This window comes from Pseudomonas sp. S32 (genome assembly GCF_016648095.1).
Lineage (GTDB): Bacteria > Pseudomonadota > Gammaproteobacteria > Pseudomonadales > Pseudomonadaceae > Aquipseudomonas > Aquipseudomonas parafulva.
This window is the reverse complement of record NZ_JACVVF010000002.1, coordinates 199,750-214,664: the sequence shown is the minus strand read 5'-3', so window position 1 is coordinate 214,664 and position 14,915 is coordinate 199,750. Positions and strand designations below refer to the sequence as shown.

General features: G+C 64.2%; 9 protein-coding genes. 7 read left to right on the top strand and 2 right to left on the bottom strand.

Going from position 1 to position 14,915, the window contains the following annotated elements; translation table 11 throughout:
- Positions 1–254 precede the first annotated feature (254 nt).
- The 5 genes from exaC (at position 255) to IAE38_RS01990 (ending at position 5,349) form a co-directional block, all read left to right on the top strand.
- Positions 255–1,775 (top strand): acetaldehyde dehydrogenase ExaC, encoded by a 1,521-nt coding sequence (gene exaC, locus IAE38_RS02010; protein ID WP_028634284.1) that lies wholly within the window; start codon positions 255–257, stop codon positions 1,773–1,775.
- A 132-nt stretch (positions 1,776–1,907) separates the two neighbouring features.
- Positions 1,908–1,979, top strand: a complete 72-nt coding sequence (gene pqqA / locus IAE38_RS02005; protein WP_080667878.1) for a pyrroloquinoline quinone precursor peptide PqqA — start codon at positions 1,908–1,910, stop codon at positions 1,977–1,979.
- A gap of 135 nt (positions 1,980–2,114) precedes the next feature.
- Positions 2,115–3,278, top strand: coding sequence for an alcohol dehydrogenase-like regulatory protein ErcA (gene ercA, locus IAE38_RS02000; RefSeq protein WP_201215530.1), 1,164 nt, complete (start codon positions 2,115–2,117; stop codon positions 3,276–3,278).
- On the top strand, positions 3,262–4,989 hold the full coding sequence (locus tag IAE38_RS01995) for a PAS domain-containing hybrid sensor histidine kinase/response regulator (protein ID WP_201215528.1): 1,728 nt from the start codon (positions 3,262–3,264) through the stop codon (positions 4,987–4,989). Before ercA ends, IAE38_RS01995 begins: the two co-directional genes overlap by 17 nt.
- A 126-nt stretch (positions 4,990–5,115) precedes the next feature.
- Positions 5,116–5,349 carry a hypothetical protein gene (locus IAE38_RS01990; protein WP_154660085.1) on the top strand — a complete coding sequence of 78 codons (234 nt, stop codon included), beginning with the start codon at positions 5,116–5,118 and terminating at the stop codon, positions 5,347–5,349.
- A gap of 42 nt (positions 5,350–5,391) precedes the next feature.
- On the opposite strand, the gene IAE38_RS01985 is transcribed toward IAE38_RS01990, so the two are convergent.
- On the bottom strand, positions 5,392–6,249 hold the full coding sequence (locus tag IAE38_RS01985) for an SDR family oxidoreductase (RefSeq protein WP_201163188.1): 858 nt from the start codon (positions 6,247–6,249) through the stop codon (positions 5,392–5,394).
- Between the two features lie 159 nt (positions 6,250–6,408).
- A complete protein-coding gene (nhaA, locus tag IAE38_RS01980) occupies positions 6,409–7,740 on the bottom strand; it encodes a Na+/H+ antiporter NhaA (protein ID WP_201215527.1) in 1,332 nt (443 codons plus the stop codon).
- A gap of 268 nt (positions 7,741–8,008) precedes the next feature.
- Between nhaA and IAE38_RS01975 the strand changes: the two genes are divergently transcribed.
- Complete coding sequence (locus IAE38_RS01975; RefSeq protein ID WP_201215525.1) at positions 8,009–12,286, top strand: NEL-type E3 ubiquitin ligase domain-containing protein; 4,278 nt, start codon at positions 8,009–8,011, stop codon at positions 12,284–12,286.
- 97 nt (positions 12,287–12,383) lie between these two features.
- Positions 12,384–14,738 carry an FdhF/YdeP family oxidoreductase gene (locus IAE38_RS01970; protein ID WP_201215523.1) on the top strand — a complete coding sequence of 785 codons (2,355 nt, stop codon included), beginning with the start codon at positions 12,384–12,386 and terminating at the stop codon, positions 14,736–14,738.
- The last annotated feature ends 177 nt before the right edge of the window (positions 14,739–14,915 follow it).

The window sequence follows — 14,915 nt, the reverse complement described above, 5'->3', positions numbered from 1 at the left end:
CCGGTGCCATGCACCGCGCTGCCTGCTTCGCGGGTGAACCCGCTCCCACAAGGTGGATTGCGCCAGCATTCAGAGTTTTTTGGAAGACAGTTTCCACAGGCTCTTGGGTTGCCTGTGATTGGAACCCGCCGCACGCGCCTACGACCAAATGACGAGCCGCCCCCTGCCAACGATGCATTCGCCCCCCTGCGCGGGCTTCATACCATCGTTGCATCGCCTGTCGCTGGACAGGCATCGACCCGCAGAGGCTCAGCATGATCTACGCACAACCCGGAACCCCAGGCGCCGTCGTGTCCTTCAAGCCACGCTATGGCAACTTCATCAACGGCGAGTTCGTTGCGCCGGTGGCTGGGCAGTACTTCACCAACAGCTCGCCCGTCAACGGCCAGCCCATTGCCGAATTCCCGCGCTCCACGGCCGCAGATGTGGACAAGGCCCTGGACGCTGCCCACGCTGCAGCCGACGCGTGGGGTCGAACCTCGGTGCAGGACCGTGCCCTGGTACTGCTCAAGATCGCCGACCGCATCGAGCAGAACCTGGAGCTGCTGGCGGTGACCGAGACCTGGGACAACGGCAAGGCTGTGCGCGAAACCCTCAATGCCGACGTGCCCTTGGCGGCAGATCACTTCCGCTACTTCGCCGGCTGCATCCGCGCCCAGGAGGGTGGAGCGGCCGAGATCAACGAAGGCACGGTCGCCTACCACTTCCATGAGCCCCTGGGCGTGGTGGGCCAGATCATCCCCTGGAATTTCCCGCTGCTGATGGCTGCCTGGAAGCTGGCACCGGCGCTGGCTGCCGGCAACTGCGTGGTACTCAAGCCGGCCGAGCAGACGCCGTTGTCGATTACCGTGTTCGCCGAGCTGATCGCCGACCTGCTGCCGGCAGGGGTGCTCAACATCGTGCAAGGCTTCGGCCGCGAGGCAGGGGAGGCGCTGGCCACCAGCAAGCGCATCGCCAAGATCGCTTTCACCGGCTCCACCCCGGTGGGTTCGCACATCATGAAGTGCGCTGCCGACAACATCATCCCCTCTACCGTGGAGCTGGGCGGCAAGTCACCCAATGTGTTCTTCGAAGACATCATGCAGGCCGAGCCTGCGTTCATCGAAAAAGCCGCAGAAGGCCTGGTACTGGCGTTCTTCAACCAGGGTGAGGTGTGCACCTGCCCCTCACGTGCGCTGATCCAGGAATCGATCTACGAACCCTTCATGGCCGAGGTCATGAAGAAGATCGCCAAGATCACCCGTGGCAACCCGCTGGACACCGACACCATGGTGGGCGCCCAGGCATCGGAGCAGCAGTACGACAAGATTCTTTCCTACCTGCAGATCGCCCAGGACGAGGGTGCGCAGTTGCTCACCGGTGGCAGCGCGGAGCGGCTGCAGGGGGACCTGGCAAGCGGCTACTACATCCAGCCGACCCTGCTCAAGGGCGATAACAAGATGCGCGTGTTCCAGGAGGAAATCTTCGGCCCGGTGGTGGGTGTAACCACCTTCAAGGACGAGGCCGAAGCCCTGGCCATTGCCAATGACAGCGAATTCGGCCTGGGCGCCGGTGTGTGGACCCGCGACATCAACCGCGCCTACCGCATGGGCCGAGGCATCAAGGCCGGGCGCGTGTGGACCAACTGCTACCACCTGTACCCGGCCCACGCTGCCTTTGGTGGCTACAAGAAGTCTGGCGTGGGGCGTGAAACCCACAAGATGATGCTCGACCACTACCAGCAGACCAAGAACCTGCTGGTGAGCTACGACATCAACCCGTTGGGCTTCTTCTGAACTTCTTCTGAAGTAGTGCCGCCGCCTGTCCCTGTCGGGGGAAAGTTCGTTCCAAAGTAGCATTTGGCCGTAACGCCCCCCGTGCATTAATGCCGTTACCGGAATCGCCCGGCACAAGAAGAGGACCTGCCCATGTGGACCCGACCCGCCTATACCGACTTGCGCATCGGCTTTGAAGTGACGATGTATTTCGCCAACCGTTGAGGCATCAGGCACCGGCCGCCACGACGGCGGCCGGCGCCGGCCACACGCCTGGTTGGCACTTTGGTCTGGTTGCTTTCGCTGGGGGATGCATTACGCTGGCAGCTACCTTCCAGAACAATAAGAACAGGCTTGCCCATGAGCCAGAGTTTCAGCCCGCTTCGCAAGTTCGTCTCGCCTGAAATCATCTTCGGTGCCGGTTGCCGGCACAACGTGGCCAATTACGCCAAAACCTTCGGCGCGCGCAAGGTACTGGTGGTCAGTGACCCCGGCGTGATCGCTGCCGGTTGGGTCGCGGACGTTGAGGCCAGCCTGCAGGCGCACGGCATCGACTATTGCCTGTACAGCGCGGTATCGCCCAACCCCAGGGTTGAAGAGGTGATGCTCGGCGCCGACCTCTACCGCGAGCACCACTGCGATGTGATCGTTGCGGTGGGTGGCGGCAGCCCCATGGACTGCGGCAAGGCCATCGGCATCGTGGTCGCCCATGGCCGCAGCATTCTCGAGTTCGAAGGGGTGGACATGATCCGCGTGCCCAGCCCGCCGCTGATCCTCATCCCGACCACTGCCGGTACATCGGCGGATGTGTCGCAGTTCGTGATCATCTCCAACCAGCAGGAGCGCATGAAGTTTTCCATCGTCAGCAAGGCGGTAGTGCCCGATGTGTCGCTGATCGACCCGCAGACCACCTTGAGCATGGACCCCTTCCTGTCGGCCTGTACCGGCATCGACGCGCTGGTGCACGCCATCGAGGCGTTCGTGTCCACGGGGCACGGCCCCCTGACCGACCCCCACGCCCTGGAAGCCATGCGCCTGATCAATGGCAACCTGGTGGAGATGATCGCCAACCCCCGCGACATTGGCCTGCGCGAGAAAGTGATGCTGGGCAGCATGCAGGCGGGGCTGGCGTTTTCCAATGCCATCCTGGGTGCGGTGCATGCCATGTCACACAGCCTGGGCGGCTTTCTCGACCTGCCTCATGGGTTGTGCAATGCCGTGCTGGTCGAGCATGTGGTGGCATTCAACTACAGCTCGGCGCCGGAGCGGTTCAAGGTGATTGCCGAGGTGATGGGCATCGACTGCCGGGGCCTGAACCACCGGCAGATCTGCGCGCGCCTAGTGGAACACCTGATTGCCCTCAAGCACGCCATGGGCTTCCATGAAACCCTCGGCCTGCACGGTGTGCGTACCAGCGACATACCGTTTTTGTCCCAGCATGCCATGGGCGACCCGTGCATTCTCACCAACCCCCGCGCGTCCAGCCAGCGCGACGTGGAGGTCGTGTATGGCGAGGCCCTCTGAGGAGCAGCAGCGGGCGCTGGCCGGGTTGCTGGGCCTGGGTGACCACTCGGCGCGCAAGAGCCATTACCCTGAGCTGGCGGCCCGGCTGGATGAACTAGAGGCCGAGCGAAACCGCTACAAATGGCTGTTTGAAAACGCAGTTCATGGCATTTTCCAGGCTAGCCTGGAAGACGGCATGCGCGCCGCCAACCCGGCGCTTGCGCGCATGCTGGGCTATGACGACCCGCAGGCCGTGCTGTTCAGCCTGAAGGACCTTGCCGCCAACCTGTTCGTCGGCGGCGCTCAGGAGCTGCAGGCGATTACCGCCACGCTGGCCCGCGAGCACAGCCTGCATGGCTACGAAACCCGCCTGCGGCGCCGGGACGGTAGCCCTGTCGATGTGCTGATGAACCTGCTGCTCAAGCCCGGCCAGCAAGCCTTGGTCGAGGGGTTCGTGGCCGATATCACCGAGCGCAAGCTGGCCCAGCAACACCTGCAGCAGCTCAATGACCAGCTTGAGCAGCGGGTAGCCGCCCGCACCGACGAGCTGCTGGAGGCCAACCGCAACCTGCAGCAGCAGATTGCCGAGCGCAAGCAGATTGCCCGGGCGCTGCGTGATGCCAGGGACGCCGCGCAAACCGCCAACCGCAGCAAGGACAAGTATTTGGCTGCCGCCAGCCATGACCTGCTGCAACCGCTGAATGCCGCCCGGCTGCTCATCTCCACCCTGCGCGAGCGGCAGCTGCCCCAAGCTGAGCAGGTGCTGGTGGAGCGCACCCACCAGGCCCTCGAAGGCGCCGAGGATTTGCTTACCGACCTGCTGGACATCTCCCGCCTGGACCAGGCGGCGGTGAAGCCGGACATTGCCGTGTATCACCTGGAGGCGCTGTTCGCGCCGCTGGTGTCGGAGTTCCGCTCGGTGGCCGATGCAGCAGGGATCCCGTTGCGTGCCCGGTTCGGGCAGCATGCCGTCAGCACCGACCTGCGGCTGATGACCCGTATCTTGCGCAACTTGCTCAGCAACGCGTTCCGCTATACCGCCGAGGGCCGGGTATTGCTGGGGGCAAGGCGCCGTGGGCGGTACCTGCGGCTGGAAGTATGGGACACCGGGCGGGGCATCGCCGAAGATCGTCTGGGGGCCATCTTCCTTGAGTTCAATCAGCTCGATGTGGGCCGCGCTGCCGACCGCAAGGGCGTGGGCCTGGGGTTGGCGATCGTCGAGCGCATCGCCAAGATCCTCGGCCATTCGGTACAGGTGCGCTCCTGGCCGGGGCGGGGCTCGGTGTTCAGCATCGAGGTGCCATTGGCCGACGCACTGCCAGTGGAGATTCCCCCCTGCCAGATGCTGCCGGTGGCGGGGGACCCGCTGCCGGGGCGGCGCCTGCTGGTGCTGGATAACGAAGCGAGCATTCTGCAAAGCATGGGCGCGTTGCTGGGCCAATGGGGGTGCGAAGTGGTCACCGCCACCGACCAGCAGGCTGCCTTGCTGGCCTTGCAAGGCCAGGCGCCTGAATTGATTCTGGCCGACTACCACCTCGACCATGGTGTGCTGGGCTGCGATGTGGCTTGCCGGCTGCGGGCGCATTTTGCCCAGCACATCCCTACGATAGTTATCACGGCAGACCGCAGCGACCCATGCCGTAGGGCACTGCAGGCGCTGGGCATGCCGATACTCAACAAACCGGTCAAGCCGGGCAAGTTACGGGCGGTGTTGAGCCAGTTGCTGGCCTGACGCTATCTGGCTGACAACGTCAGGGAATTTTAAGGTTGGCATGGATATCTCATGTAAAGCGGGCACGGCGCAGCCGGGTTGACCTTGCAGCTGCTCGCAGCTGAACAAGAACAATAGGGGGCTAACATGAGTTGTCTGATATGCGCGGGGCAGGCCGAGTCCATCGAGTGCAGCAGTGGCTGGGAGCAGCGCCAATGCGCGGTGTGCGGGTGTTACCGAATGTCCCAGGACCTGATACTGGCAATGATGGAAGAAGGGCAGATATTCGATACCGTGCGCATGCGCGAGTGGCTGATGGCCAACCGAAGCCTGGTGCCTGTGCCCTGCATCGATCACCCCCAGGCCATTCTGATGCCGTGATGGCGTGTGCAGGCAAGCAATTAAGGCTTGCCTGGCGTCGCTCTACAGGATTGGCTTGCCGCCAGTGACGGCATAACGCGAGCCGCTGATGTAGCTGGCCTCGTCAGACCCCAGGAGCACGTAAATAGGGGCCACCTCAACTGGCTGGCCCGGGCGACCCATGGGGTAGCCAGAGCCGAAGTTTCTAACGGCCTCATCGGGCATGGTGGCGGGGATCAAGGGTGTCCAGATCGGGCCCGGTGCCACGCTGTTCACCCGCACCCCGCGCTTGGCGAGCGATTGCGCAAGGCCTGCCGTGAAGTTGGCGATGGCGCCTTTGGTGGCGGCGTAGGCCAGCAGCGATGAAGACGGGTCGTCCGAGTTGACCGAGCTGGTGTTGATGATCGAACTCCCTTTGGGCATCGACGGCAGGGCAGCTTTGCAGATGCGGAAAATCGCGGTGATGTTGGTGTCGAAGGTTTTTACCCATTCATCATCGTCGATGTCTTCAAAGGCCTCGTGGGCCATCTGGAACGCTGCGTTGTTCACCAGGATGTCAATGCGCCCGAACTGGGCGACGGTTTGCTCGACGATAGCCTGGCACTGCTGCTTCTGGGCCAGGTCGCCGGGTAGCAGCAGGCACTTGCGCCCGGCTTCTTCCACCCAGCGGGCAGTTTCCTTGGCGTCTTCGTGTTCGTCCAGGTAGGAAATGGCCACGTCGGCCCCTTCGCGCGCATAGGCAATGGCCACTGCACGGCCTATGCCGCTGTCGCCGCCGGTGATCAGGGCCTTTTTGCCCTCCAGCCGGTTATGGCCCTTGTAGCTATGCTCGCCGCAATCGGGTACCGGCTCCATCTTGCGCTGGGAGCCTGGCACGGCCTGGGGCTGGGACGGGAAGGGCGGAGTAGGGTATTCGCGCATGGTAGAAGCTCCTGCAGTTGAGAATGCTCATACCTGTTCGAATGGGTAGCGCCGGTTGCGTTGATTCTGATTGGGGTTGGCACGACGAGCGGCGAAGGGGCGGGTTGCCTGCAGGGCAGTGAAACCCGCTGCGCCGTGGCGCAGCGGGCACGTCGCGGGTCAGGCCTTGCGTACCCTCAATATTCCCCACACCAGCCCCAGTACCGCGGCGATGACGGAGGCTGAGAGCACACCCAGCTTGGCGGCCCCGAGCGTTGCCGGGTCGATGAAGGCGAGGTTGGCGATGAAGATCGACATGGTGAACCCGATGCCGGCCAGCAGGCCGATCAAGGTGATGCCGCTCCAGGTGACGCCTGCGGGCAGCGAGCACAACCCCAAGCGCACCATCAGCCAGCTGACACTGACGATGCCGACGGGCTTGCCCACTACCAACGCCAGCATTACCGCCAGCATCACCCCGTGAGGCGCTTGGGCACTCAGGTCTACGCCCCCCACGCTGACCCCGGCATTGGCCACGGCAAACACCGGCATGATCGCGTAGGCCACCCACGGGTGCAGGGCACTTTGCACGCGAACCACAGGCGGCAGCAGTTCACGTTGCGCCAGGCGCAGGTGCTTGAGCGGGCTGAGCAAGTCGCCAGGGGCCTTGCCGGCGTTGCGGGCGCGGCCCACCAGCTCCTGCGTGAAACGGGTCACCGCTTCGAGTGGCGTTTCGCGCATGGGGCGGGCAGTGACCGGGGTCATCATGCCCAGCACCACACCGGCGAGCGTCGGGTGGGCACCGGTCATCAGCACACCCACCCAAGTGATGGCGCCCGGGATGACATAGGCGTAGGCGGAGCCGACACCGATGCGCTGCAGCCCTACCACCAGCGCAAGGCCCAGGGCGGCGATAGCGAAACCGCTGTAGTCCAGCCCACCGGAGTAGAACACGGCGATGATCAGCACGGCGATGATGTCGTCGATGATCGCCAGGGCCAGCAGGAAAACCCGCACGTTGGACGGGATCGACTTGCCGAGCAAGGCCAGTACCCCAACGGCGAATGCGATGTCGGTGGCGGTCGGTACCGCCCAGCCCCGCTGCTCGTCAGCTGCGTGGCCAAAGCCTAGGTAAACCAGTGCCGGCACGGCCACTCCGCCAATGGCGGCAACCATCGGCAACGTTGCCTGGCGCAGGCTGGCCAAGGCGCCTTCATGGATCTCGCGGCGGATCTCCATGCCGACCACCAGGAAGAAAATGGTCATCAGCCCATCGTTTACCCAAAAGTGCAGCGGTTGGGCGTACACCAGCGAACCTACACCCAGGGTTATCGGGGTGTGCCACAGGGCTTCGTAACTGGCAGCAGCCGGTGAGTTGGCCCAGACAAGGGCGGCGATGGCAGCGATCAGCAGGACGACGCCACTGACCGCCTCGATGTGAAGGAAATGCTCGAAACGGGCGAGGGCACGTTCGGCCAATTGCTGGGCTCGGGGCAGTTGGGTGTTATGCATAGGCGCAGAAACTCCCGCATGGCGGCCCGACCTGCGTAGTTTTTTAACCTGCATCACTGCACCACGCAGCTAGCACCCGGGCGCGATTGTAGCGGATGTGGTGGTAGGAGGGGAGGGTAAGCTTGCAAGGTATTTCTGATGCGAGCGTAGATAGATACCGCTGCACCGGCGCGTGATACAGGCTCCATGAGGGTTTCGCCATGACGGAGCTCACCGTGGATACATTTCCTTTTGCAGATACATCTGTCGATACCTTCATTGCAGCCGCTTGCCAGCGTGGCTGACCAAAGCTACTGCCGAGCAGTTGACGGCGCTGCAACAGGCGCTTGCCGAGCAGCAGCGTGCACGCGAGGCCGTTCAGGCGTTGCTGCGCCAAATTCAGCCACTGGACACCTTCGTCAGTACGCGGCTAAGCGAGGCGCTGGCCAGAAAAGTGCAGCCGCCGCTGGACGTTCGCCTCGCCACCCTACGCCGCGCCGTGCATATCCGTTACCCCTCCAGCGTAGGCTTGGCGCCCGACGGTATTGTCCCCGTTACCTTCGAGCAGAGTTTGCTCGCCTGCGCACTGCACAACTTCACCTTGCATGAAACTGCCGAAACAGCCTGGCTGCAGAACTCGACGTTGCTCGACGCACAGGCCCAGCCGGTCGCCTGGCGGCCCCGGGCATTCGCCGGCCTGTGCCGGTCACTGGATATAGGGGGCGCCTACCAGCAGCATCTCAAGCAGGTGTTGCTGGCGGACAACACCCGCCGTCACCAAACCGAGGCGGTGCTGGAGGAGGGTTGGCGCGCCCGGCTGGTAGCCGCCGCGCACATGGCCTGCGCTCAAGGCAACCTGGATGGGCGAGCAGTTGCGCTTGTGACGAACGCCGTACATGCATCCAGTGCCTCGGCAGGGTGGACTGCCAACGAGGTCCGTTTGCTTGGCCGCCAGATGTGCGGCCTGGTGGTGTTCGAGGAGCATGACGATGCCTCGACGCTGCAGCGCATTGTTGCCTGGGTGCCGGATGATCCCGCGGGTGCGATGTGTACCTATGCCTCCTGGACACAGTGGTTCAGTGCGCTGGGCACACGCTTGCGCGACCCCGGTTACCGAAGGTTCTTCGAGCGCTTCATCAAGGAACAGGACCGCGTCCCTTTCAACCAGGCGTTGCAGCGTTTGCTGGCCACCGGAGGCGCGCAGGACGCCATCGAGCTTGATGGGCGCTGGCAGCGTATCGAGGGGCCACTGTGCGCCCACCTGCGCCAGGTGCAGGTAGACACACTGCTGGAGGACGCACAGGCACTGGCCGTACCTACCACCAAGGTCGACAGCGTAGAGCGCGACCGCCGCATGCACTGGCTAAAAGGGGTAGGGCTCGACGCGCTGGGGATCGCCAGTTTTTTCATCCCGGGGCTGGCCTTGCCCTTGCTGGGGCTGACCGCAGTGCAGTTGGCAGACGAGGTGTACGAAGGCTACCAGGACTGGGCGTTCGGCGACCGCGAGGCGGCCTTGGCGCACCTGATGGCAGTGGCCGAGAGCGTTGCGATGATGGCAGGCGGTGCGGCGGCCGAGGCAGTGGCCGTCAAGCTGGCGGCGCGGGTGGCCGCAGTGGACGACCTGGCCCCTGTGCGCCTCTGGAACGGCGAACTGCGCCTGGCCCGCACCGACCTCCCGGGCTACGCAGAGCCCGAGCAGACGCTTGCACATGGGCAGCGGGGCACGCTCCAGGGTCGGCTACATGTGTCTATCTCGAACAAGGCGTACCCGCTGGGTGACGACAACCACGTGCCGACGCTGATCCATCCGTCACGGCCCGACGCGCCAGCCATCACCCTGCACGATAACGGCGCGTCCGGCGTCCGGCATGGGTTGGAACGCCCCCAGGACTGGCAAGGGGCAGGCCTTTTGGTGCGGCGCCTGGGGTCCAACCTGGGGGCGGTGAGTGATGCGTTGGCCAAGCGGCTCTTGCGCACGGTGGCCATGAACGAAAACCAGGTGCGCCTGTTGCACCTCGAAGACGCCCCCGCACCTGCGCGGTTGTGTGATGCTGCTCAACGCCATGAGCTGCATGAGTGGTTCCCCAGGCTGCGTGGTGAGGCCTTCGAGGCCCACTGGCAGCACATGCAGGGCACACCCAGCCGCGCCGCGCAGCCGTTGCATCGCGACTTTCCCACGTTGTCTACCAGGGCCGGGCGCGCGCTGGTGGAGCACGCCAGCGGCAGCGAGCTGAGCCAACTACTGGAGCAGCAGCGGGTTCCGCTGGCCATGGCCGAGCAGGCGCGCTGGTTACTGCGTGACGCCCGGCTGGACAGGGCCTGTGCGGGCTTCGAGCAGCCGGCGGCAGCCACCACCGACACTGAGCAGCTGGCCCTGGGCCTGGTAGATGACCTGGCGCCATGGCCGGCTGGGGTACAGGTTCAGGTACGCGACGCTCGGCTGCAGGGTGATGTGCTTGCGCGGGTAGGCAGTGCGACCGCCCTGGAAACGCGCTGCCTGGTTCGCACGCCCCAGGGGTACCTGGCCACCGACAGCGAGGGTGTCGCTCGGCCCGGCGCGCTGGCGAGCGATGACTTGTTCCAGGCCTTGTTCTGGCACCTGGATGCTGAACAGCGTCAGGCTGTTGCGGGGGTTGACGCCTCATCTCGCGGCCTTGCCAGCGCCCTGGCGGACCGCGCAAGCGCCGACCGGGATCAGGCAGCCAACTTGTTGGCAATGGCGCCCGTTGCCGGAGGGGTACGCCCGCCCAGGCGGCTGGGCGATGGCCGCCTGGGTTACCCACTCAGCGGGCGGGCGGAAGGCTCACGCCGCGCCTTGCTGCACGGTTACCAGCAGGTATTCCCGACGCTGAAGGATGTGGACGTTGAGGCCTACCTTGAAACCGTGCGGTTGCGCGGGGACACCCCTTGGGACCACTTGCGGCACCTGCATCAGTGCTTGCTGGACCTGAACGAAAGCCTGGCGGCCTGGCGGCGCGAGGCAACCGCAGCACCGCTGGCGGAGCGTCGTCGGCAGATTGTCCGGCGCATTCGCCACTGCTGGCGGCGCAAGCGCCCGGACGCTGACGGCCAGTACCGTCTGGTCATCGACAGCGAGCGCATCGACAGCTTGCCGGTGCTTCCCGAAGCGATCACCTTCGAGCACGTCAGCCAGGTGTCCATCCGGCGTGCCCACCTACACACCATCACCCCGGGTTTCTTGCAGCGCTTTACCCAGATACAGGCCCTTGATCTGAGTGAAAACCTGCTGGGCGGTATTCCAGATGGCCTGCAGGCCTTGACCCAACTCACGACGTTGTCACTGGCCCGAAACCAGGTGGTGATCGATGAGGCTGGCCTGGCCAGGCTCGCCGCCTTACAGCGCCTGCGCACGCTCGACCTGTCGTACAACCCCATCGCACTTCTGCCCCCGCTTGGCAGCCTGCTCAACCTGCAGCGTCTGTCGCTGCGCAGCACCGGCCTGACCGAGTTGCCGGTCGAGGTCTACATGCACCCCACCCTTGAAGACATCGACCTGCGCGACAACCGTGTCGAGGACATGAGCCCGACCCTGGCCCATTCCCACAGGCGGCTTGCCGGCTTGAGTCTGCATGACAACGCCATGCCTGATGAAGCCCAGCAAACCCTGCGCGAAACGTTGGGGGCGCAAGGCACGGCCGTGCTGCCCGTGCGCAGGCATGGGCCGGGGGGCCAGGAGTCGCTGGAGCGTTGGCTGGACGGTCTGGATGCCGCTCAGCGTGGGGTTCGCGAAACGCGCTGGGCCCAGTTGTCACAAGAACCCGGCAGTGATGACCTGATGCGCTTCATCCACGACCTGGGCCGTTCAGCAGATTACGAGTACCAGGGCATGGACTTGCGCAGACGCATCTGGGCGCTCATTGAAGCCTGCGTGGAAAACACCGAGGTGCGCCAGGCCATGTTCCAGCAGGCAGCAGGGCCCCGCACCTGCTCAGACCAGATGCTGCTGATACTGAGCCTGCTGGAAGTGCGTGCACTGGTGGTCACGCGTACCGCCGGTTTGGCAACGTCCGACATCGGCCCGGCACTGGTGCAGCTTGGCCGTGAGCTGTATCGCCTCGACGAGGTCGACCGGGTGGCCAGCCAGCACATCGAGCAGGCCCGCACCGCAAACCCCTATGGCCTGCACGATGAGGTGGAAGTCTACCTGGCCTACCGCGCCGCACTGGTCAGGCCACTGGGGCTTCCGGCGCAACCGCGCTACATGTATCACCGGTTGTTTTCCAATGTCAGCGAAGCCCAGCTGCAACGGGCGGCCAGCACCATCCTGTCGCAGGAAACCGACACCAAGGTCGCGCAGTCGCTGCTGGAGCGGCCTTTCTGGGTGGATTACCTGCACGCCACCTGCGCCAAACACTTCGAGGTGCTTAACCAGCCCTATCACGACCGCCTCGAAGCGCTGCTGGAGCAGACCCAGGCGTCGGCCGAAAAGCCCACGCTCGACGCCATTGGCGCGCTGGCAGAGGAACGCGCCAAGGCCGAGCGCAAGCTTATGTTGGGGCTGACGTTGCAGTGGGTCATGGGGCATCCCTGGGTCGGCTCTGCCTGAGCCCAAGGCTGGCGTAGCGGGGCGCCAGCCTGCGCCTTGAACTTTTATCTATCGTCACTTCTCGAAATATTCAGACATAACTTCACGCGAGGCGGCCATGTCGCTCATCCACCCTCAAGCGCGTTTTAAACCCTATGAAGATGCCGCAGGAGGGTGGGGGTCAGCGCGATCGGTCATGGCCATCCTCTGGCGTGAACAGGTCATGGCTTCGGGGTCGCTTGCCCTGGTCAAACAGAACAAACCCAAAGGCTTTGCCTGTGTCAGCTGCGCGTGGGCCAAGCCCGGCGACCCCCATGCCCTTGAGTTCTGCGAGAACGGCGCGAAAGCGACCGCGTGGGAAATCACCCGTCACCGTACCGGCCCTGAGTTCTTTGCCAGCCACACGCTCGCCCAACTGCGAACGTGGAATGACCACGACCTCGAACGCCAGGGCCGTCTCACCCACCCGCTTTACTACGACCCGGTCACCGATCGCTACAAGGTCACCACCTGGGAGCGGGCTTACCGCGAGATCGGTCAACAGCTGCGTGGGCTCACGCCTGACCAGGTGGTGTTCTATGCCTCAGGGCGGGCATCGCTGGAGGCGTCCTTCATGTACCAGTTGTTCGCCCGCGCCTATGGCACCAACAACCTTCCGGACAGTTCCAACATGTGCCATGAAAGCACGTCGGTGGGGCTGCAGGAGAGCATAGGCGTGCCAGTGGGCACGGTGACCCTCACGGACTTTGAACACACCGACTGCATCTTTTTTTTCGGCCAGAACGTGGGCAGCAATAGCCCGCGCATGCTGCACCCGCTGCAGGAGGCCCGCAAGCGCCATGTGCCGATCATCACCTTTAACCCGCTGCGCGAGCGTGGGCTTGAGCGCTTCGTCAACCCGCAGTCTCCCAGCGAGATGCTTGGGCCGCAGTCGACAGTCATCAGCACCCAGTACCATCAGGTGAAAATCGGCGGCGACCTGGCGGCGGTGACCGGCATCATCAAGGCGCTGCTGGCCATGGAGCAGGCGGCGCTCGAACAGGGCTTGCCAGGTGTACTCGATCACGCATTCATCGAGGCGCATACCGAGGGTTTTGCGGCTCTTTGCCGGGAAGTGCAGGGCTATGACTGGGACCTGCTGGAGCGTCATTCAGGCATCGGCCGCGCCGCGATGGAAGCGGCGGCGACGGTGTACGCCCGCAGTAATAACGTGATGATCGTCTACGGCATGGGCATGACCCAGCATCGCCACGGCGTCGACAATGTGCAAATGCTGATCAACCTGCTGCTGCTACGGGGCAATATCGGCAAGCCTGGCGCAGGGATATGCCCGGTGCGGGGGCACTCCAACGTCCAGGGGCAGCGCACGGTCGGTATTACAGAAGACCCGTCCAAAGTGCCTGCAGACAAGCTACAGGCATTGTTTGGGGTGCAAGTGCCCCAGCAAAAGGGCATGGCGACGGTTGACTGCTGCGAGGCGCTGCTGGCCGGCCAGGTCAAGGCCTTCATCGGCCTGGGCGGCAACTTTCTGCGGGCCATCCCCGATACCCGGCGCATGGAGGCTGCGTGGCAGCACCTGGCATTGAATGTACAGGTGGCCACCAAACTCAACCGCACCCACCTCTTGCCCGGCCAGCAGGGCTGGTTGCTGCCTTGCCTTGGGCATATCGAGATCGACCGCCAGGAGGGCAGGGTACAGGCCTACAGCACCGAGGACAGCACCGGTGTGGTGCGGGGCTGGGAAGGCACCACTGAGCCTGCCAGCGAGCACTTGCGCTCTGAAGTCGCAATCATCGCAGGGTTGGCTGAGGCCACACTTAGCGCAGATCACCGCATACCATGGGACGAATGGCGGCACGATTATGCCTTGGTGCGTACCGCCATCAGCCAGGTCTACCCGGAAATATTCCACGACATGGAGACCCGCATGTGGCAGCAGGGCGGCTTCCACCGCCCGTTGCCGGCGGGTCAACGCCAGTGGAAGACCCCCTCTGGCAGGGCCCAGTTCGTGGCGCCGCAGCAACTGGAGGCTGACGAAGACGTGCAGGTCAGCCCCCATGCGCACAATGTGCTGCAATTGATGACGTTGCGCAGCAATGACCAGTTCAACACCACGGTGTACGGCTATGACGACCGCTTTCGCGGAGTGAAGGGCACCCGCAGCGTGCTGTTCATGAACCGCAGCGACGTGGTGCGCCTGGGATTCGCGCCGGGCGACTGGGTGTTGCTGCGCACCGCGGTCGAACCGCAGGTGCTGCGCGAAGCGGGGCCCTTGCAGATCATCGCCTACGACATACCTGAAGGGTGTGCCGGGGCCTACTACCCGGAATGCAACCCATTGGTGCCGCTCTGGCACCACGCTCAGCGGAGCAAGGTGCCTGCAGCCAAGTCGATACCCGTTACCTTGCACGCTAGCCAGCCGCTGGAAGACCAACAGACCCAAACGATCCGTATCGCGGACCAAGTGGTGTGAAGACGCTGGGCAAGTGGCCGAAGCGTTCAGCTCCACTTGTCCGGATTTCCACAAGATGGCTGAACGCTATCGGCTCCCCGGCCCCTCAAACCTGCAAGGGTGACACCTTGCGGCGAGGGCTGCGCGGCGGCACCCAGGTTGCCTTGTTACGAACACCCTAACCGTCCACAGAGACGA

Coding starts and splice junctions, on each gene's coding strand:
- ercA (WP_201215530.1), top strand. CDS start 2,115: ATGAGCCAGAGTTTCAGCCCGCTTCGCAAGTTCGTCTCGCCTGAAATC.
- nhaA (WP_201215527.1), bottom strand. CDS start 7,740: ATGCATAACACCCAACTGCCCCGAGCCCAGCAATTGGCCGAACGTGCC.
- IAE38_RS01995 (WP_201215528.1), top strand. CDS start 3,262: ATGGCGAGGCCCTCTGAGGAGCAGCAGCGGGCGCTGGCCGGGTTGCTG.
- IAE38_RS01990 (WP_154660085.1), top strand. CDS start 5,116: ATGAGTTGTCTGATATGCGCGGGGCAGGCCGAGTCCATCGAGTGCAGC.
- exaC (WP_028634284.1), top strand. CDS start 255: ATGATCTACGCACAACCCGGAACCCCAGGCGCCGTCGTGTCCTTCAAG.
- IAE38_RS01970 (WP_201215523.1), top strand. CDS start 12,384: ATGTCGCTCATCCACCCTCAAGCGCGTTTTAAACCCTATGAAGATGCC.
- IAE38_RS01985 (WP_201163188.1), bottom strand. CDS start 6,249: ATGCGCGAATACCCTACTCCGCCCTTCCCGTCCCAGCCCCAGGCCGTG.